General features: G+C 39.0%; 17 protein-coding genes and 1 pseudogene. 5 read left to right on the forward strand and 13 right to left on the reverse strand.

The window, feature by feature from the left end:
- Positions 1-16: 16 nt before the first annotated feature.
- The 4 genes from H5R88_RS09370 to H5R88_RS09385 all read right to left on the reverse strand — a co-directional run bounded on the left by H5R88_RS09370 (position 17) and on the right by H5R88_RS09385 (position 6,796).
- Entirely contained in the window at positions 17-1,699 is a 1,683-nt protein-coding gene (locus H5R88_RS09370) for an alpha-glucosidase (RefSeq protein WP_182600880.1), read from the reverse strand.
- A 184-nt stretch (positions 1,700-1,883) separates the two neighbouring features.
- Entirely contained in the window at positions 1,884-3,635 is a 1,752-nt protein-coding gene (locus H5R88_RS09375; protein ID WP_182600881.1) for a fibrinogen-binding adhesin SdrG C-terminal domain-containing protein, read from the reverse strand.
- Positions 3,636-3,750: 115 nt separating this feature from the next.
- Positions 3,751-5,253: a glycosyltransferase gene (locus H5R88_RS09380; RefSeq protein ID WP_182600882.1), complete on the reverse strand. Its 1,503-nt coding sequence runs from the start codon at positions 5,251-5,253 to the stop codon at positions 3,751-3,753.
- A gap of 1 nt (position 5,254) precedes the next feature.
- On the reverse strand, positions 5,255-6,796 hold the full coding sequence (locus H5R88_RS09385) for a glycosyltransferase (protein WP_182600883.1): 1,542 nt from the start codon (positions 6,794-6,796) through the stop codon (positions 5,255-5,257).
- Between the two features lie 136 nt (positions 6,797-6,932).
- Here H5R88_RS09385 and H5R88_RS09390 point away from each other — a divergent pair, with 136 nt between their 5' ends.
- Together H5R88_RS09390 and H5R88_RS09395 are read left to right on the forward strand one after the other, a co-directional pair.
- Complete coding sequence (locus tag H5R88_RS09390) at positions 6,933-7,340, forward strand: hypothetical protein (protein ID WP_182600884.1); 408 nt, start codon at positions 6,933-6,935, stop codon at positions 7,338-7,340.
- A 23-nt stretch (positions 7,341-7,363) separates the two neighbouring features.
- Positions 7,364-7,921 carry a TMEM175 family protein gene (locus H5R88_RS09395; protein WP_182578856.1) on the forward strand — a complete coding sequence of 186 codons (558 nt, stop codon included), beginning with the start codon at positions 7,364-7,366 and terminating at the stop codon, positions 7,919-7,921.
- Between the two features lie 130 nt (positions 7,922-8,051).
- On the opposite strand, the gene H5R88_RS09400 is transcribed toward H5R88_RS09395, so the two are convergent.
- Positions 8,052-9,443, reverse strand: coding sequence for an APC family permease (locus tag H5R88_RS09400; RefSeq protein ID WP_182600885.1), 1,392 nt, complete (start codon positions 9,441-9,443; stop codon positions 8,052-8,054).
- Between the two features lie 5 nt (positions 9,444-9,448).
- Positions 9,449-10,180, reverse strand: coding sequence for a gamma-glutamyl-gamma-aminobutyrate hydrolase family protein (locus H5R88_RS09405; protein ID WP_182578854.1), 732 nt, complete (start codon positions 10,178-10,180; stop codon positions 9,449-9,451).
- A 138-nt stretch (positions 10,181-10,318) separates the two neighbouring features.
- Between H5R88_RS09405 and H5R88_RS09410 the strand changes: the two genes are divergently transcribed.
- The gene (locus H5R88_RS09410; RefSeq protein ID WP_182578853.1) at positions 10,319-10,705 is read left to right on the forward strand and encodes a hypothetical protein; all 387 of its coding nucleotides are present in this window, start codon (positions 10,319-10,321) and stop codon (positions 10,703-10,705) included.
- A 119-nt stretch (positions 10,706-10,824) separates the two neighbouring features.
- Here the strand turns inward: H5R88_RS09410 and pyrR are convergent, their stop codons facing one another.
- The 3 genes from pyrR to H5R88_RS09425 form a co-directional block, all read right to left on the reverse strand.
- A complete protein-coding gene (gene pyrR / locus H5R88_RS09415; protein WP_182578873.1) occupies positions 10,825-11,361 on the reverse strand; it encodes a bifunctional pyr operon transcriptional regulator/uracil phosphoribosyltransferase PyrR in 537 nt (178 codons plus the stop codon).
- Positions 11,362-11,532: 171 nt separating this feature from the next.
- Positions 11,533-12,318 (reverse strand): immunoglobulin-like domain-containing protein, encoded by a 786-nt coding sequence (locus H5R88_RS09420; RefSeq protein WP_182600886.1) that lies wholly within the window; start codon positions 12,316-12,318, stop codon positions 11,533-11,535.
- Positions 12,319-12,428: 110 nt separating this feature from the next.
- Positions 12,429-13,727 (reverse strand): adenylosuccinate synthase, encoded by a 1,299-nt coding sequence (locus tag H5R88_RS09425; protein ID WP_182600887.1) that lies wholly within the window; start codon positions 13,725-13,727, stop codon positions 12,429-12,431.
- A 194-nt stretch (positions 13,728-13,921) separates the two neighbouring features.
- On the opposite strand from H5R88_RS09425, the gene H5R88_RS09430 reads away from it, so the two are divergent.
- Positions 13,922-14,896 (forward strand): GMP reductase, encoded by a 975-nt coding sequence (locus tag H5R88_RS09430; RefSeq protein ID WP_182600888.1) that lies wholly within the window; start codon positions 13,922-13,924, stop codon positions 14,894-14,896.
- A 60-nt stretch (positions 14,897-14,956) separates the two neighbouring features.
- Here the strand turns inward: H5R88_RS09430 and H5R88_RS09435 are convergent, their stop codons facing one another.
- Positions 14,957-16,306, reverse strand: coding sequence for an FAD-dependent oxidoreductase (locus tag H5R88_RS09435; RefSeq protein ID WP_182600889.1), 1,350 nt, complete (start codon positions 16,304-16,306; stop codon positions 14,957-14,959).
- 268 nt (positions 16,307-16,574) lie between these two features.
- Here H5R88_RS09435 and H5R88_RS09835 point away from each other — a divergent pair.
- Positions 16,575-17,070, forward strand: a pseudogene (locus H5R88_RS09835) (ECF transporter S component).
- Positions 17,071-17,122: 52 nt separating this feature from the next.
- Here H5R88_RS09835 and H5R88_RS09445 read toward each other — a convergent pair.
- From H5R88_RS09445 to H5R88_RS09455, 3 genes are all read right to left on the reverse strand, one after another.
- Complete coding sequence (locus H5R88_RS09445; protein WP_182600890.1) at positions 17,123-18,910, reverse strand: glycerophosphodiester phosphodiesterase; 1,788 nt, start codon at positions 18,908-18,910, stop codon at positions 17,123-17,125.
- Between the two features lie 244 nt (positions 18,911-19,154).
- Positions 19,155-20,021 carry an aldo/keto reductase gene (locus H5R88_RS09450; RefSeq protein ID WP_182578848.1) on the reverse strand — a complete coding sequence of 289 codons (867 nt, stop codon included), beginning with the start codon at positions 20,019-20,021 and terminating at the stop codon, positions 19,155-19,157.
- Positions 20,022-20,154: 133 nt separating this feature from the next.
- On the reverse strand, positions 20,155-21,402 hold the full coding sequence (locus H5R88_RS09455; protein ID WP_182578847.1) for a sensor histidine kinase: 1,248 nt from the start codon (positions 21,400-21,402) through the stop codon (positions 20,155-20,157).
- Positions 21,403-21,404: the final 2 nt, after the last annotated feature.

Raw genomic sequence — 21,404 nt, forward strand, 5'->3', positions numbered from 1 at the left:
AATCTTCATCCTTACTTTAATATTGATAAACCTTTGCTTCATATGGACGAATAGTGTCATTTTGGTCATCCACATAATTACTAATCAGGAGTTTTGCATTTACTGGAATTTGATAATGCCGATTAACAGTCTCATCAGTATAGTTCAAGATTACTAACAAAGTTGTTTGATCATCTTGGCGAGTATAAGCAAAAATTTGATCATCTTCTTCATTACCAGGAACCAAGGCATATTTTCCATTAGTAATCACTGGCAATGTATGGCGTAATGCGATCAACTTTTGATAGTAATAGAAAATAGAATTCCTATCAGCAAGCGCATTTTTTACATTAACCTGTTTGTAATTCGGGTTAACCTTTTCCCAAGGGGTATGGTCTGAAAAGCCTCCATACTGACTATCATCCCATTGCATTGGTGTCCGCGCATTATCACGGGAATGAAGCGCAATATACTTCATCATTGTCTTGCCATCGAGCAGGTGTTGATCATCTACCAGTTGGTGATAGGCATTGATTGATTCAAGATCAACATAATCGTCAAGCTTGGGGAAGTAAGCATTAGTCATCCCAATCTCTTCCCCTTCATAAATATAAGGGGTCCCTTGCATCATGTGGGTCATCGTTGCCAACATCTTAGCGGATTTAACGCGGTAATCTTCTGTTTGATCATTACCAAAGCGTGAAACAACCCGTGGCTGATCATGGTTATTCCAGTAAAGAGAATTCCAAGCTTTTCCATAAAGTTTTTCTTGCCACTTGGTTAAGTTCGCCCGTAAATCCTTAAGGCTCGTTTTTCGGTCATCCCATTTACCAAGAGCAGGGTTAGGATTACTATCTAATCCCATGTGCTCAAATTGAAAAACCATGTTTAGTTCCTTGTTATCAAGACTGGCATATTTTTCTGCATCTTCTGGGGTTGCACCAGGGGTTTCACCAACAGTTACCATCTTATGCTTACTCATGACGTTCTTATTCATCTCTTGTAAGAATTCATGGATCCGGTGACCATTTGATACTAGCGGTTCAACATTTGCGTACTTTTCATCATCATTCTTATCAGCATCCGGAAGTCCCGCTGGCTTGGAAATTAAATTAATTACATCCATACGGAACCCATCAACGCCCTTAGCGGCCCACCAGTTCATCATGTCATAAACTGAGCGGCGTACTTGTGAATTTTCCCAATTAAGGTCCGGCTGTTCTGGTGCAAAAAGATGAAGATAGTATTGGTCAGTTTCATCATCATATTTCCACGCAGTTCCCGAGAAGTAGGATCCCCAATTATTAGGCTCTTTCCCCTCTTTGCCATCACGCCAGATATAATAGTCCCGGTATGGATTATCCTTTCCCTTACGTGATTCCTTGAACCAATCATGTTGATCTGAAGTATGGTTAACCACTAAATCCATCACTAATTTCATCCCACGTTCATGAATTCCATCGATTAATTCTTGGAAATCGGCCATGTTTCCAAGGGTGGGATTAATAGCTTCATAATTACTAATATCATAACCATTATCAACTTGAGGAGACTCATAAATTGGGTTTAGCCAAATAACATCAACGCCTAACTTTTTAATGTAATCAAGACGATTAATAATGCCACGAAGATCGCCAATTCCATCATGATTAGTATCTTGAAAACTCTTCGGATAAATTTGATAAACAACTGACTTGTTCCACCAATGATTATTTTCCATAAATCAATACCCCTTTTTAGCGAGATTTATCTTCTTTACTGAGAACCACTTTTGTAAACGCTTACTTTAGCTTAATTACATCTTAACACCTGATTCTCTAATTGCAATAGTTTTATGTAAACGATTACATTTTAGTAAAAATAAAATAGCCTGGCCTAGACTACTCGTCTATCCAAACTATTTTTTAAAATCTTCGTAAATGTCGGAGAGAATGATTTAAACGATTATTTTCACGTAGCCGTGTCTTCCGCCGTGGTGGTCGTCGTTCCGGCATTGGCAAAGGTGCTGTAGAGGTCTCATCTATTTGAACCTCACCTTTTGCCAGCCTTTTTTCAACAGCACGCTTAAAGACCTCAGTCGGGGATAATTCTTCAGAATCGTTAATTGTCCGCTCTTCCTTAGTTTTTCTGGAATCGGTTGATAATTCGCTCCTTACCATAGCCGGTTCCGCTGAATTGACACTATCTGCCAGCGCCTGATGATCATGCTGCAATGTTATTGGTTGCTCTGCGGTTACCTGTTCCAGGTCTTCCAATTCATCTGAGGACGGCTCTTGGTCTGCGACATCATGCTGACTTACCCTCTCTTCAAATTTATCATTTTCAGTCGGGTAATCCACTGTGGAATTTTCCGCTCTTAGTGACGTATTAACAGTTGTATTTCTTTGTGGTTCTCCTGCTGTAACAACTGTAGGTTCCTCACTATCTCTAGACGTGCCATCCTCATTTGTCATCATGTTTGCTTTAAGAACTGCCTGGCCGTTCACCTGCATTGGTACCCCATCTGCCATTGCGACTGTTGAATTACTCATATAAACATTCTGCTGATCAACACCAAATAATCGGGCCCGTAATCTAACAGCTCCATCCAGCTCATCATTATACTGCCCAATTACCTTAATAACATAAGAATCCTTAGTATCATCAGCTGTAAAGTTCAACCGCATCTTATTATCAGCAAACGACATGGTTAATGGTGTTTCAACCAAGTGATCACTTTCAACCATCGGGAAGCGGTTGGTAACTTCCCGCAAACGTTGTAAATCAACCCCGTAAGATTGTGGTAATTTCAGGCCATGGGAATTACGATAAATTTCAATCCGCATTGTTGCTGGTTGAACGATCGCATTTGATAATTCCTCAACCAAATCACTTGTATTAAAAATAATATAGGCATGGTTAAGATCCTTTTGGGCTGGATTAACATAAATCAAATCCGTAAAAAGATGTTGATCTTGATCAAATTTCATCATTCGACTCGAGATTCCCAAAAATGTATCGTTGTCTAGATCGGGATAATCAACATCAATTGTAAAATCTTTGCGGTAACCATCAATATCGATAAAACATGCTAAGCCGAACTCATTCTCTGGCGTTGTTAGTGGATCAATTGCTAAGTCTCCAGTCAGTTCACCAATTATTTGCTGATGGGTAACAACATAATTAGTAAACGTATAAACTAATTGATGTTGGTCAGGATGATACTTTCCACCGGCAATAATCGTACCATTTTGATCGGTAAAATCCGGAATTGGGTTTTGCGGGTGACCATTAGGAGCCACAATCAAATTCGGTGATAGTTGAATAATGAACTGGTCTGCGGGTCGCACATCTTTGGCAACAGTGAAATCTACATGCCACTTAACAGCATCTCCACGGGTAGGGTCAAGAAAAAATTCTGATTGGGTATTAATCTTTACGTTATGTAAGATATGCCCGTCTTTATAGAATGAGCCAAATTCTAAGTGGGGTGCTCGTGATTGCTCATGATGTGATTCCTTTGTTATTGCATGATATGCCATTTTTACCTGCTGATTATTATCATCGGAAACACTTGCTACCCTCTGCGTTAATCCCTCACATAAATTTGCCTTAAAGAAACCCGCACGCAAATTAAGGAGTCCATAATAATAATTCATTGCTTGATAATTATCCATTTTTCCGCCCTCATTTTTGCTCTTAAATTATCAATAGATAATGATCAAAGACATCAAAAATTAGATTATTTTTTCTGCCCTTCGTCTTCTCATTTATATTATACCTAACTTTTGATTAGATAGATGATAACTGTTGCCATTGCTGCCAAGTTTTTTCTTCGGCTAATTCAGAAAGATGATCATATGCACCGTCACTGAGGTGTTGTAGTTCAGTTGGTGTTTGTAATAGCCGGATTACCGTTTGAACAAACTGTTTTTGATTATTTAAAGGAATAAGTTCACCATTCTCCCCTGACGTAACCATTGCGGCCGGACCATAGAGGTAATCATATGAAACAACTGGCACCCCATGATTCAAGGCCTCGGCCATTGCCAGCGGTTGGGCATCAATCCGACTCGCATCAACCAATAGCTGGGCCTGATCATAAGCTTTTGCCAGCGGTACCTGGTAGCCAGCAAAAGCAACGCTCTGTTCTAGGCCACTATCTTTTACCTGCTTTTTGTAACGATTAACATCCTCTGCCGTCCCATAGCCATAAAGGGTTAGTTTACTTGCTGGTACTTGCTGATGAATCTGGGTAAACATCCTAATTAATTGGCTAATTTGTTTATCTTCTCCCAGTCGGCCAACATAAATTAATTGACCATGGATCCGGTCCGTTTCCGGAATCCGTTGATATTCTTTCAATACTGGCGCCCCGTTAATTACGAAAATTGGGACCGCATTGTTAATCTGTCGTTTTAATACCTTTGCTTGGGCCGCGGTCATTACAATTACCCCATCCCATTTTGCTGCCGCAATGGTTAGGGGCTCAACAAGCATTGGATTTAGGGGCCCTGTTAAAAGATCTTGACCATCATTTACTTGATTTATGGGTAGCCATAAAAACTTCTTGGCGGCACTGCTCATCTTTTGAACTGGCTGAATTGCGATAGCTGGACGATCAGCAACAAAGATATTATTTTCACCATTTTCCTTATTTAGTTCATCAAGGAAGAAGGTAAACAAGTCATCAAGGTTATCAAAGAAATGGTCGCGACCATGATAAGCACGTAAAACATTTAGCGAATTAATTGAGGTATTTTCAACCGATTTTACAAAATATCGTTCAAGGTAAACTTGCCCATTTGGACGATAATAACGGCTATAGTACATTTGACCATCCTCACCAAAAAATTCATCCGCAGCTTTAAAACCACGAATATCATAGTATTGCCTAAGCGTCATATTTCCTGCAATATCAAAGTAGTCAACATGATTTACTTGCCCAATCGTACCAGCTGCAAAGTGAACTTCACAAACCAGACGATCGCCATCTTTTACTTCCCGGTAATTATTTCCCATACCAATTTGGTAATCAATGGGGAATTGTAAATCGGCAGTATGGAATTGGTGACCTTGATAATCAATTGTACCGGCAAAGAAATCATACATATTAGCTAATTGGTCATCTGTCAGGCCAAACTTTTTTATCGTTTCATGGAGCATAGGATCAAAATCACGGGTTACCAATTTTGCTGGTGTAGCATGGTGCTTAAATAAGTCCAACCGCTTCATTTCGGCATGCTCAACACTCGAGTTACTACTTAATAAATACTGATTTACAAAAAAGTACATTTTATTTGGTCCCCTTTGCCTGCATATCATTTACTAGTTCGGTCCATAATTTCATCACACTCGGTTCAGAATAACGCTTACTATCCTCATAGGCATTAGCACTCATCTTTGCTAAGCGTTCTTGATCGCCTAACAAACTAATGATTGCCCGAGCCAAACCATCAATATCACCATTTTGGGTCAAAATCCCATCTTGTTGATCAATAATTACATCAGATGGCCCATACTTAATGTCGTTAGCAACGATTGGCAACCCATGTGATTGGGCCTCAACTAACGATAGCGGGAGTCCTTCTGCCCGACTAGGCAAAATTAATAGCTGTGCATCTTCGTAGACTGTATTAACATCCTCCGTATAACCATGGAACGTAACCGAACGATTAAGCTGTTCATCCTTAACCAATTGCTTAAGAGTTTTATCAAAGCCATCATTCGTATAGCCCCAAAAATCAAGTTTAGCTGTCGGTATCGCTTTTAGAACCTGGGGCCATGCTTTCAATAAATGATCTTGCTGTTTTTCTGGGGAAAGCCGTGCAACCATTACCACTTGGTTTTTTGTCCGCTGGTTAAACGGGACATGCGGCTTATCAATTACTGCTGCTGGTACAATTGGCCCTGGAATTCGATAAATTTTTACTCCTAACTTGCCAAACCGGTCGTAAACATCCCGTTGTTGTTGTGGCGTCAAGGTAATAACCCCATCCCAATTCTGGAGATGCTTAAGTCCCCAATCATAGTTATAATTAAGGGAGGAGTGTAACATGTCCGCTGGATTATTAACGTGATCATTATGTAACTGTAAAACACGGAAAACGCGATGATGCATGTTTAAAACGGCCCATCCTAATTCATAGACCCGATCAACGACTAAGCCAACCGGTCCCTCACCACAAATCTGCTTATCTGTCACCAATTCATCCAGAAAGAACCGTGTCAACTGTTCAAAATTACTAAAGTGATAATCATGACCATGGTAGTTAAATAAGTGGTAGGTTTTAATTTCTTTTCCGCGTTTATTCTTTTGGTGAGCCAGCTGGATGGCAATGGAGCCATCCGGTCGATAGTAATTTTCAGTTGCAATCTTTCCTTCCCAGTCATAAAGCTGCTCTACAGAAATAAAGCCCCGGCTATCGAACCAACTGACCTTTAACAACTTACCAAAGTGATCAAAATATTGAAGATTAATCACCCGCCGGTCATTATTGCTACGACGACGAATATAGAGAACACGTTGCCCATTTTGATAATAATTGTAATTAATCCCCTCCGCCTTGCGTCTCCAATGAGGATTAACCGGAATATCTTTAATTTGAATATCCTTTTGTGGAACTTCACAAGCTTCTTGAAAATAATCAAATAAATTTACAAAATTATGGTCATCAATTCCGGCCTCCTCAGTCACCAAATGGAGTTCATTTGAATATTGGCGAGTAACGATTTTAGCTGGTTGATGATATTTTTCAAATAAGTGCAAGCGTTTGATTTGCGCATGCTCAATTCCTGATTTATTTCGTTGAAGATTATCGTTTAGGAAAAAAAGCATTCTCTATTTCCCCTTTCATGGTTATCAATTTGAGTTTACCATATAATTGTTAATATTCCTTGAAGATGGGACAGACGTTTCCTATCACCCTTGCAATATGTTAATATTAGTATTTATAGAAAGAAGTGGACGAGATATGCAAAACCCATTTGGTAATAACAATAACAATAATAACCAAAATCCGTTTAATCTAAACAATCTCCCCCTACCACCAAATTACGCCAAGGTCGTTAATGACCAGGGAGATATCCGGATTGCTAAAGTCGGCTTTTCTTGGACAACTCTTTGGTTTGGGCCTTTGCCAGCGCTTTTTCGGGCAGATTACTATAATTTTATTTTAATGATCGTATTAACCCTTGACTATGGGCTAGTCGCACTTTTCTTTGGCCTCACTAGTCTTTTACAGTTCCCCTGGCCATCGATTTTCTTTAGTTTTTTCTATAATATGATGTACTTCCGTCACCTCTTCAAAAAGGGGTATCGACCTGCTGATCAACGTTCGCGTGAATTATTGACCAGGTCGCGATACTGGAAGGGAAATTAATAAATGGAGATAGCAGAAAAATCATGAATAAGTCACGTTTAGAAGCTTTTACCGATGCAATTATTGCAATTGCCGCAACGATCATGGTACTAGAATTAAAAGTTCCTAAAGAACCTACTTTCTTCGGTTTATTAGAGGAATGGCAGACCCTATTATCATACGTTATTAGTTTTATTTTTATTTATATTGTTTGGTTTTCTCATCATAATATTTTTAAGAAGGCTCAAAATATTACGATGAGAACCTTCTTATATAATGGAATTTGGTTATTTTTCTTAACGCTTGTTCCTTTTACTACTAGGTGGGTCGGTAGCCAGACTGAGGCGACTTTTCCCGAATTCTTATATGCTTTTATCATGTTGATGTGGAGCCTAATGTTTGAAGTCATAGATCGGCAAATTCTTCATGATAATCCCCAAGCACTTAAGGATCCCACCAATTCTCGTGCCTATCGATCAGCTTTATATGGTGGATTTATCCTAGCGATGATCGTTTCATTTTTTGCCCCTGTCGGTTGTCTGATAATCATGGCATTAACTAGTATCATCTTAATTTTACGAATGTTCTTTATCGAAGCCTAACTATAACTAAAGGGCATGAGCATAAATAGGCCTACAGGATCCGGCTAAACCGGATCTTGTAGGCCTATTTCTTTATAGTTTTATCTAGTTAGTAATTAATCCTAGACTTATTTTTCATATTTTATGCAGGCTAACGATGATCTTTATTTGCTACTCGTTCACGACGCGTTAACCAGAATAAGCCTAACGGTAAAATTATAAAACCAAAGCACATTCCAAAAATTGCAAACCAATTTGGAACTAAGTGCCCCGCACGACTAATGCTAAATTCACTTACCCAGTCATAACGAAGTAATAAGAAGACCGTAATAATGACGGACAGAACCGGTAAAACCACATCAGTAAAGTAATTCTTTCGTGCTGGAAGGATCTTTTCCCGATTGGTTCCCCGGTAGAACCGGATAACCCCCAACGGAATCACAATAAACTCAAAGAACCGGACTGTGGCACTAATTACAATGATTGTTGGCAAATTATACTGGAAGGCCATTGGAATTCCAATCGCTAACACTAAGGTAATCATAAAAGAAACCAAGGGAAAATTACGTTTTGTTCGATGCGCAATAAATTGTGGTACTTGTTTTTCATTTGCCATTGCTTCTAATACCCGTGGCGTGTGAAAAGAGGAGGCCACGTTAATACCAAACATCGAAATAATTGCCCCCACTAAGATTATATCTTGTAACACTTTATTATGAAAAATTGCTACAAGGGCTACAACCTGTTTAGTAGTAACCATGGCTACCGGGTTAACCATCATCGCCACAGTAATAGTACAAATATAAACAATTGCAATTACTAAAATAGCTAGCGGAATAGCCCGTGGTAAATTTTTCTCTGGTTCTTTCATATCCTCTGAACCGGTCGCAACAGCTTCAAAGCCAGTAAATGCATAGAAGGCAGAAATCATTGCCATTACAAATCCCGATGTTGAAAATGCTGGAATTAATGGCTTACCTGCGCTATTAGTCATCTGATTGAGTTCATTAAAATGGTTAGTCCCCGTTTTAAGTAACAGGATTACTCCCGCAACAATAATTAAGGCCAGTGCTCCTAACTTACCAATTGTTGATAAGTCATTAATAATAGTAAAAATCCGGCGGCCCATCATGTTAATCACCATGATGATCAGCATTAGAACAACAAATCCTAATGTGATATTTCCAAAAGATTGATTCCAACCAAAAATCGAAAAAGTCGTCCGAATAACACCGACTGCCATTACTCCCCAGGCAACGGAAGCAGAAAAAAAGCGGACCACTCCCATATAAAAGCCCATCTGCTCCCCATAAGCAGCCTTTGCATATGAATAAGCGGCCCCACTTTTATTAACATATTTGGCCGCCGCTGCAAACGTGATTGCTAGGACAGAAGCAAAGATTGCGGCAAAGAAATAAGCTAATGGCGCTTTCGTACCAACCATTGAGACAACTGAACCTGGAGTTAAGAAGATCCCGGAACCAATAATCGAATTAATTGCTAACAATACGATTGACCAAAAGCCAAGTTTTGTTTTTGTCATCCCCATTATCCTTCTTTCGTTGATTTATTAATTAAATCAATAAATACTTTGTTCATTGCTGGATCACTACGATGGAGCATTTCTGGATGCCATTGAACCCCAATTATAGATTTATCACTATTTTCCAGTGCTTCAATGACACCATCCTTAGCGTAAGCAACCGAACGTAAATCTTTTCCCACCTCTTTGATTAATTGATGGTGGAAAGTATTTACACTAAGATGTTTTTTACCAAATAAATTGGCTAGGTAACTTCCTTCTTCTAGTATTACCGACTGAGTCTCCAGGTCTGGCGCATAACCCTGATTATGCTTAAATGTTAATTCTTGCCGATAACTCTGATCCTGGTAGAGCGATCCTCCATGAGCAACATTGATTAATTGGGCACCACGACAAATACCTAATACTGGTTTTTGTTGTTTTTCCGCTTCCTTTAAGAGCAACATATCAAACGCATCCCTGGCCGGCCAAATCTCCCCAATTTTGGGTAAAGATTCTTCACCATAAAGACGGGGATCAATATCATGCCCACCAGATAAAATTAAACCATCAACATTGGCGAACTGGGCAATTGTCACCGTAACATCTTCATTAAAGGGAATAATATACGGAATTCCCCCATTCTGAATAACAGAATCAATATAGTCGTCATTAACGTAACTACGGTTATACCCTGGAAACGGTCCGTGTTGGTCAATGATTCGCGAACCTGATATTCCAATAATTGGTTTGTCCATTGTTTTATCCTCCTGCTATTTATGCATAAACTTTATAATAACTATTTATTAAAAATAAGCAAATAAAAACAACCTATTTATTGCCCCTTTTTCTTATGATATACTGAACAAAACAAGTGTTCGAACAGGGGCCTTATCATGAGAAATATCATTTTAAATCCAACAAAACGCCGAGTTCAGCAAATTAACAAACGTATTCAGCAATATTACCGGCCACGCCAAAAGCAGGCGCTCATTGTTTTTACTACCAATATCGGTAACCACCCCATCTATAAAGTTAGTCTCGATACTTTTCCCGCCCTGGGGACAGGGATTACTACGACCATGGTTAGTGAAATCCCCGTACAAGAGATCGAAAAAAAGCAATATATTTTCTTACTTTATGAACTTTATCGTCATTGGGAAAAGTTGCCCTTTATCTGTCGTGGGTACACGCCTCGTCAGGTTCGTTGGTTTCGGCAAAAATTTGGTTCCCGGGTTTTTAGTGAATACACTACTGTTAACTGGTGGCGAAACATTAGATAATAAAATTAAATTCTCTTCTCACTTACCAAGGCAGGTAATTTCCACAACACTTCTTGGTGATATTAAAAAAGTCGGCGAAAAACTAATAGTTTTTCCCGGCTTTTTTTTGATTCAATTCATTAGTTATGTTCAATAGTCACATCTTCGTGACCATCATATTCTTCAACTGCAACATGAACAGTTTCATCCATCGACGTTGGAATATTTTTACCCACAAAATCCGGGCGAATCGGCAATTCACGATGTCCCCGATCTACCAATACTGCCAATGAAATCCGCTCTGGTCGGCCTAAATCCATTAAGGCATCCAAGGCTGCCCGAACTGTTCGTCCAGTAAAGAGCACATCATCGACTAAAATAACATGTTTATTCGTAATATCAATATCTAATTGGTCAGTTTTTACGATTGGTTCTTGGTTATGATTTGGTACATGACGGTCGTCACGATAAAGAGAAACGTCAAGTGCTGCCACGGGAATTTCCACATTTTCCAACTGATTTAGTCGTTTGGCAAGGCGTTTTGCTAAATATATCCCCCGCGTCTTAATTCCAACAAATACTAAGTTATCGACACCCTTATTTTGTTCGATAATCTCATAAGTAATCCGAGTCAATGCGCGCTGCATACTTGAGCCGTCTACAATCTCATGAGCCATCATGTCACTTCCTTAATTAATTTAAAATCTTTCAAAAGAATAAGATCCTCCACTAACCTAAGGAAGGATCTAACATTTACTTGAGTCTTCCCATCAACTCTAACAGTTTAATAGGGATCTCGCTAATTGTTACTACCATTTTAAGGTTCTATCCTGTTACTGTCAAACTCATTAATTAGCAAACTCATCGAGCCACTTCTGGACTCCCTGGCTAATATTACCCCAAATTGCACGAAAGTCTCCCTTATTCTTTAGGTTGTTGACAATTTTCGTCCCATTATCTGGATTTTCCCGTACTTCATTAACCGTTTCATTAACTTGATTTAGATCTTGCTTTACATTGCTACTTTGTACTTGGTTTTGTAGGTCTTGAGTTTGACTTTGGATCTTATCAAGCCGATTTTCCAATGCCTGTTGATCACGGTCTTTTTGGTATTGCTGAGTTGCCCCTTTCAGTTCTGCAACCTGGTTCGCAAGCTGTTGATTATCTTTTGTTAAGTTACTGATACTACTAGAATTGTTACTGATTTGACTACTTTGCTGACTATCAGTTGCCGCTTGATTAGCTACTTGCCGATTATGAGAGCTAATTGCCCACCATGCACATAAGATAACGATAATTGCGATAATAACCCATAGCCATCCCCGTTTAGAATTTTGAGTAGTGGTAGTCTCTTGAGTTGAACTCTGTGTCCGCATCGGTTGAATATGCAGGGTAATATTTACCTGCGCACTCTGGCCGTTATTATCCATGACGCTTAACATCACCGGATATTCTCCTGCTTTGTTAATATCTACTTGCGTTAAGTTCATCATAACCTTACTCGTTAAATCTTGACCTGCTTCATCAGATGCATGCACACCCAACTCATGTATTATATCGGCTTGATTTAAGGGACGGTCAAGTGGCCAATCTAAATAATGTTTTTCTACAGTTAATGTTGGCTGTGTCATCATCTTACCTCCGATAACGTTTATTCGCCTCGATTATACCATAGCGAAGATAAGGAAAATAAAAAGCCCCTAACGTTTAAAGATTATTCAAACATTAGAAGCCTACGTCTTATTTATTTGTGTGCTAATTCCCAAGGATCCTGAACGATAATTGTTTGAATCCGGTCAGCACCAACCGAAACAGTTGCTAATGGTGATTCTGATAATTCGCTTATCCGCTTCAAGTAGTTTTGCGCATTAATTGGCAAATCTTCAAACTTCTTCGCACCAGTAATATCTTCATCCCATCCTGGAAGTTCTTCATAAACTGGTTCACAACGTTCAAGTTCCTTCAAACTAGCTGGGTAGTAATCGATTTGCTTACCATCAAGTTTGTATGAGGTACAAATCTTAACTGTCTTCAAGCCAGTCAAAACATCGAGTAGGTTAAGACTAAGACAGCTAATTCCTGAAACCCGCCGTGCATGACGCATTGCTACACTATCAAACCACCCAACACGCCGTGGACGACCAGTAACAGTCCCGTATTCATGACCGGTTTCACGAATCTGATCACCGACCTCATCAGTTAATTCAGTTGGGAATGGACCTGCACCGACTCGAGTAGAGTAGGCCTTGCAGATTCCTACAATGGTTTCGATCTTGTTAGGGCCAACACCGACACCAGTACATACTCCGCCTGCAATTGGGTTAGATGCGGTGACGTATGGGTAAGTTCCTTGGTCCACATCAAGCATAACCCCTTGCGCTCCTTCAAAAAGAACCTTCTTATTTTGGTCAAGAGCATCATTAACGATTTGAGCCGTATCAGTAACATACTGCTTCAATTCTTGCCCATATTCATAGTAACTTTCAAAAATATCATCAAAGTTAATAGGGTCAACATGGTATAGCTTGGTGAATAATTCGTTCTTTTCAGCTAAGTTACGTTCAAGTTTCTCTTTAAAGGTATCCTTTTCAAGTAAATCGCACATCCGGATACCAATACGGGAAACCTTGTCCATGTAAGTAGGACCGATCCCATTCTTGGTTGTCCCGACTTTATGATCCCCCTTTGCCTCTTCTTGACACTTATCAAGAAGAATGTGGTATGGGAAGGTAATATGTGAACGACTAGAAATCCGTAACCCCGAAATGTCAATTCCGTTATCTTGAAGGTAATGCAATTCCTTTAATAATGCAGGTGGGTTAATAACTACACCATTACCAATTACTGCTAACTTGTCTTTAGCAAAAATCCCAGATGGCACTAAACGAAGGGCAAACTTCTTACCATCAAATGCAATTGTATGACCGGCATTATTACCACCTTGTGAACGAACAACAACATCTGCTTCTTGGCTCAGGTAATCGGTCATCTTACCCTTTCCTTCATCGCCCCATTGACTACCAACAATAACAACTGATGACATTTATTTTCACCTCATAGTTATATTTTCTAAAATTAACGTTTTTACCTCGCTATTTTACCGAATTTAAATTCGACCGTCAACAGTTTATCGAACTATTTTTTACCAACACCCCATAAATGTACGACATTTTTATTGACGCTACATATATTTTAGCGCATAATAATTACGTTAAATTTTTAAAAGGAGCTGCCCCCATGAAAACATTTGATTATGATGATATTCAATTGGTCCCCAATAAATGTGTGATCAAGAGTCGCAAAGAAGCAGATACAAGTATCAAGTTTGGTCCCCATACATTCAAGATTCCTGTTGTACCTGCAAACATGGAAAGCGTCATCGATGAAAATCTGGCTATTTGGCTTGCCAAAAATGACTATTATTACGTTATGCACCGATTTAATCCCGAGACACGAGCAGCTTTCGTTAAAACGATGCACGAAAAAGGGTTATTTGCTTCAATTTCGGTCGGCATTAAAGATGGTGAATACAAATTTATTGATCAGCTAAAATCCGAACAATTAAATCCAGAATATATTACAATTGATGTTGCTCATGGTCATTCAGATTTTGTGATCAAAATGATCGAATACATCAAAGAAAAACTCCCGGATACCTTTGTAACCGCGGGGAACGTTGCCACTCCCGAAGCCGTTCGCGACCTTGAAAACGCTGGGGCAGATGCTACGAAGGTCGGTGTTGGTCCTGGTAAAGCCTGTATCACTAAGTTAAAGACTGGTTTTGGTACTGGGGGCTGGCAATTATCTGCTATTCGTTGGTGTGCTAAAGCTGCGCGGAAACCAATTATCGCTGATGGCGGTATCAGACATAATGGCGACATTGCTAAGTCTGTTCGTTTTGGTGCTTCCATGGTAATGATTGGTTCAATGCTTGCAGGACACCTCGAATCACCGGGACAGGTCATTAATATTGATGGAAAACAATACAAACAATACTGGGGATCTGCATCTGAAGTTCAAAAGGGCGCTTATCGAAATGTCGAAGGAAAGCAGATGCTTGTTCCCTACCACGGTTCCATTAAAGACACTTTAAATGAAATGCAAGAAGACTTACAATCGGCTATCTCTTACTCAGGTGGTCGTGACCTCGAAGCTATTCGTAAAGTTGATTATATGATTGTGAAAGATTCAATTATGAACGGTGATTTTTAAAAATAATGGAGACTCAGAAAAAACTTTTGTTGTTCTTTCTGAGCCTCGGCTTTTTTATGATTATTTTTCTAATTCAGCTTGCTTCTTTACAGCCGCTTGACCAAGAATATTTACATAGTTAAATGGCCGATCAAAGTGTGGTTGGAAAAGCATATCAACAAACGCTAAATAATCAATCGTGTGCTTATCTTGGATACATAAGGAAATGATGTTAGCAGATTGAGAAACATCATGCTTACTCATAAACTGTCCACCAAGAATTTGCCGAGTCTTCTTATCCCACACCAATGTCATTAATACAGGAGTTGTTGTCGGCATAAATTCTGGACGGTAGTTATCCTCAACTGTCACCGCAGCTGCATCAAAGCCCGCTTCTTTGGCGTTCTCCAAAGTTAAGCCAGATGATACCATCGTTGTTCCATATAAGTTTAAGCCTGAACTAGATTGGGTTCCCATATCGCGCATCGTATTACCAAAAAGATTGGTCCCTACGATCGTCCCCTGGCGAATAGCGTTAGTAGCTAATGGAATGTATGCGTCCTTGCCAGTTGGGTTATAGTGAACAGCTGTTGAATCTCCGGCAGCGTAAATATCTGGATCAGATGATTGCATGTATTCGTTCGTAATAATTGCCCCGTTATCATGCATCTTAACTTTACCTTTTAAGAGATCAGTATTAGGACGGAATCCAACACAGAGAATAGCAATATCTGCCTCGTAGTTGCCCTTATCCGTCTTAACGGTTACACCATTTTCGTGGTTTTCAAATCCAGTTACACGTTGGTCAAAGGCAAAATTAGCTCCGTGATCAACAAATTCTTGTTGAATCCGCTCAGTGTACTCGCGATCAAAGTATTTATGGAGCATCCGTGGCGAACCATCAACCAGTGTTACATCCTTGTTTTGACGAGTGTAAGCTTCTACTAATTCAACCCCAATATAGCCTCCACCAATTACAACAATTTGTTGCGCATCTTTAGCAACGTTGAATAATTCTTTAGCGTGGTGGTAATTCTTACATAAATAAACATGAGGACCATCTACACCTTTAATTGGTGGAATTACTGGCCATGAACCAGTAGTATCTACTAATTTGTCGTAATGATCAGTCTTTGTTTCGCCTGTCACAAGGTCCGTCACTGTGACCGTCTTAGTCTTAGGGTCAATATCAGTTACATTATGTTGCATATGAACTGTTGCCCCCATAGCAGCAAGTTGTTCAGGACTGGAGTAAAACATCGCATCTGGATCACCCACATCACCACTCAAGTAAACAGCAATCCCACACGAGAGGAATGAAACGTTATCATTCCGTTCATAAATTGTGACTTCTGTTTCTGGATGATTTTGCAAAATTTGGGTAGCAGTAATCGTTCCCGCGTGTGTACAACCAACGATAATAACCTTCATAAAACACACCTCATATCATGTTCTGATTTTCACAATTTATTATACGCATAATTTCCATTTAATCAATATATAAAATATGAATATTGATTTTCAGTTGATAATTAATTATCGCTATTATTACATAAAATTCCAATACAGTTATTATCATATAAGATATTAAGTTGATTTTGTGTTTATATCACCAGATAAATAACGTTACGTTTTTTCTCTGAAATTTTTAAAAATTATTGTAAAATTACTCACAATTGACTATGTTAGGAGTTTTAATATGGAATCTACTTTTCGGTTACGGCGCTCAATTGTTGCTGCAATGTTACTAGCACTAACGCTTGTCCTCGGCCGTTTCTTTCTTATCCCTATTCCATGGACACACGGTAACGTCAACTTATGTGATGCTGGGGTGTTCATCGCAGCTAATGCTTTTAGGTCCAGGAGCTGGAACAATTGTTGGGGGCTTTGGTGGAATGTTTCTCGATCTTATCCAGCTTTCCGCAAGATGCCTTATTTTCATTTGCAGCCCACGGTTTAGAAGGATTTATCAGCGGTTGGATTTATAAGAAATACGGCAACACCACCTGGGGCAAATGGACCGCCATCATAGCAGGAACAATTATAATGACCGTCATCTACTTTATCTGCAATACTGTTATGTACCACGTAATTACCGTTTTTTGAGTTTAGGTTCAAACTTTATCCAAGGAATGATCGGTGGCATAGTAGCGTTAATTGTTATTAGACAATTGAAGAAGCATCATGTTGGATAAAAAACACTCGAGAACCAATCGCCTTAACGGCTTATCTGTTCTCGAGTGTTTTTTATGGTTCAATTCCTCCACTTGTAGGAATAACAATAATATAGTTTAAAATTCGATTAGCATAACTCTGTTTCCCCGTAAAATCCTTGATTGCTGTGTTTAACTGACCAAGATTATCAGTAATAATTCCATCAGTATGATTATACATTGTTTGTTTCATAATACCTTCTTCATTAACGGTCCACGCATACACCGGCTGTCGTTGCCAATGAGCTTGAGTGATGAAGTCCTGATTTAACGTAGAATATTCCATCGAATACCCATCTGCTGCTCCCTGTGGATTGCCAAAATTATAAGGCTGAATATATAAAACTTTTAACTTTGGATTAATTTTCTTCAAGCTGGTCACTACACTATAGTCAAGCGAATGAATTTGATCATGGTCACGCAAGATTCGCTTTCCATAACGCGCATTAAAGTTTCGAAGCATTTCTTTAGAATCACGAGGAGTGGATTTTATTTCAATTAATAATTTTTGATGACGTTTTTCAGCAGCTGCAAGGTATTGGTCGAAACTCGCTACCTTAGCACGATAGCCATTTTCATGTGCTGTTAGCTGGGTTAATTGGTTAAGCGTTAATTCATGCGGTGTTTTATCTACTCCAGTAAGTTTTTTCAAATTTTCATCATGCATCACAACAAACTGGTGGTCCTTTGTTTCATGCAAATCCATTTCAACATAGTCCGGCTTTAATTTAGCCGTTTTCTCCATTGCTGGAATGGTATTCTGGACGCCATTTTGTTCCGCTACTCCCCGGTGGGAAATAGTGACTGGGCGTTTAATCCTAGTCCCCATCATATAAAAAGTATTATCAGTAAAGGTCGCTAAACCAATTACAAGGAAAACAAGCATAAAGGATATCAGCAATCCTCGTGATGGACGTTCAGGGGCGAGCACCAATTCACTAATCCTAGTTAACGGGTTAACTACTACCAGTAAAATAACTGTTCCAGTCCATATTGCCAGCAGCTCACCACCTAACTGTAAGAAAGATAGATTAAAAATTGCAGTAAGAAGAGGTAATTTCCCGGGTAATAAATCTAGTCCTAATTGAAACAGATAGATTAATGCATAGAAACAAACTGTAAAGATACTGGTAAGGATTGTTACAAAAATTATTTGCTCAAAAAGCGTTGCCCATTTGAACTTACTTGTCATTTGCCAACTACGATGCATGGCGGGTCTTAAATGTAAGTGTTGGTAAGCCATCAAGGGCATCGTTAATAGTAAACGAATACCGATAACTGTCATCAAAATATAGAAAAAGACCAATCCGCTAATAAGCCACACGTTACGCGTCAAATAATCAATAATAAATTGTGGAATCTGAATCTTTGCCAATAACGGCGTACGAAAAATAATATCCGCGAATGGAATTACTAGCAGAAAGTACCCTAATAGTAAAATTAGTGATCCAAGATTTAGTAAGGATAACGTTTCACGAGTCTGCCTAAAAATTCGTCGCCAGCTAAAATCTGGCAAGCCAATTTCATGAATTCCAGTAAGCAGGAACATAAATTCGCCATAGATAATAATCAGCAAACATCCTAATTCAACTAATAAACTAATAACAACTAACGGGTGCCTCATTAAAATAGTTATTAAGTTTTGATATGAAACAAACGGAATCTCGCCTGCTTGTAGGACAAAGGTTGTTATCCAGCGAAAAAAAGGAATTACCAGAAACTGGTTTACGATATCAAGACTGCCAAATAATATTAAATATTCAAGCCAATTTTTCCTAAACTGGCAAGAGTATTGACGAAAAGCACGATAAGCCTTTTTCATTTTCAAATTCTCCTCGTTATTAGCTAAAAGAAATTATATCAAAAAGGGGGTGTGACATAAATCAGGGTCCTTTCACAAAAGACAAATAGCGCAAGTATAAGGCCTCCAACACTCGGTAAAACCGAATGTTAGAGGCCTATTGTCGCTTGCAGGGGCTCTCACGAGTGACTTCTGTCTCGCTACCTTAGCAAGACTATTTTAATTTTGACTGGATACCCACTGTTTCTAAATTAGTTTTAGATTATTAATAATCAACTTCATCTGGATCAGCACATTGGCCACCAAGATTTGGCAATAAACTAATCTTACGCATATCCTCATCCGTTAATTCGAAATCAAAGATATCTTGGTTACTTATCATCCGTTCTTTATGGACAGACTTCGGTAATGGAAGAATTCCCTGTTGGAGAATCCAACGTAAGCAGACTTGTGCTGGTGTCTTTTGGTACTTATCAGCAATTTGAATTATTGTTGGGTTAGTTAATACTTCCGCACCTTGACCACCCAAAGGAGCCCAAGCCTCTACTAAGATGTTGTGTGCTTGTAAGTATTTAACCTCTTCTGTATGTGGCCATCCCGGATGAACTTCTATTTGATCAACTGCTGGTGCTACCTTGGCTGTTTTCATCAATTCTGCAATATGGTGAGGCATAAAATTACTTACCCCAATTGCCCGAATTTTTCCTTCATTATAAAGGTCTTCCATTGCGCGCCACGTTTCAGCATTAATCTTGGCAGCATCATCACCAAACTGCTTTTCGTTGGCTGGCCAGTGAATTAAGTAAAGGTCTAAATAATCCATCTGTAAACGATCAAGCGACTCTTGAAAAGCCTTCTTCGTTTGATCATAGCCCCGATTAGTATTCCATAACTTGCTAGTCACAAAAAGATCTTCACGCTTAATTCCCGAATCCTTAATGCCCTTACCCACTGCTTCTTCGTTTTCGTAAACAGCAGCAGTATCAATGTGTCGATAACCGGTTTCTATTGCCTCTCTAACTGCTTGTTCAGCCACGTCTGCCGGAGTTCTAAATGTCCCATATCCTACACAAGGAATCTTGACCCCATTATTTAGGTTGAAAGTTGAGTTAATATTAGTTAATTTAAGCATCTTTATATTCCTTCTTTCATCTTCTATTATATCTTCTTTAGGATATGTTATAGAAACTTCTACCCCTGATGTTTCCCCTGTAATATGCCAAGGTTAAAAGACTTCCACTAATGATTTAATTGCTCCTTTATTCTTATTTTCCTACTTCTCTTAGCGTCACGATAAAAGCTAATTTACCATTTGTATACTTTGCCGTAATTTTTCCTTTAAATTGTTTAACGATATACTGAGCCATCGAAAGCCCAATCCCAAAGCCAGCCTTTTTTCCTTGAGTATGCGATTCATCAACCCGGTAAAAGCGGTTGAAAAATTTTTTAACATCAAGGTCTTTACCATCTTTATAGCTATTTGCAATTGTAATAACTATATTTTTACTATGATTAGCTGAGGCCACTGTAAAATCAATTTCACCCTGAGGATCACAATACTTATTTGCATTATCAAGAAGAATATTCAACAGTTCCCGTACTAAATTTTCATCAGCATTTGCTACTAATCCTTCATCAATCTGTACATTAAACTGTTTCTGCTCAGTTGAAATCACACTCTTAAAACTACTAGCCACATCCCCGGCAATTTGACTTACATTTACCGGTACTACCGTTAATATCGGTTGTTCTTGCATACGTGCAAGTGACACCAGATTATTAATTAACTTTGTCAGACGGGTAACCTGTTGTTTGGTACTTGTTGTCCATTCATTCTCACCATTGACAATCTCTTGCATCTCATTATTGGCTGAAATAACAGTCAATGGCGTTTTCAATTCATGACTAGCATTAGTTATAAATTCTTTTTGTCGTTGCTCCGCTTCAATAATCGGCTGAATTGCACGGCGCGAATAGAGAGTTAAAACAATGGTATATAAAATCAAAACAGTTATACCTAGGATTAACCCCGTATGCATTAACGATCGTGTCCGCGCCATGAGAAGTGATTCATCAAGAAAAACAATTACTTTCCCGCCGTCTTCATTCCGAATCTTATAAGCATAATTTACTCCATGATACAGCAACTGCCCACTGTGAACCCTTCTTCTTATAAGACGGTCTGTCATCACCCGTGCATCCTGCTGTGTAACAGTTGTAATATGATCATCTTGTACTTCAGTTACTTGGTTTTTATTATCGACTAGGACAGCAAAGTACCGGTATTGATGAAGCCCCTCACGTGAAAATTGAGGTTGATCATTGTCAGCAGCACGAATTCCTTTTTGTGGAATCTGGCCGTCATTATTTACCAAAATCGTCAATACTCGTTCGATTTCTTGGTATGATTGATAGTAAGTGAGGGTACAAATACTGCCAACAATTGTCAAAATCACAAACAATAACGCAGCAGTTGAGATTGCAATAAATTTATAGCGAAAACGTTGAATCATCA

It is taken from the genome of Limosilactobacillus agrestis, assembly GCF_014145585.1.
Classification (GTDB): Bacteria; Bacillota; Bacilli; order Lactobacillales; family Lactobacillaceae; genus Limosilactobacillus; species Limosilactobacillus agrestis.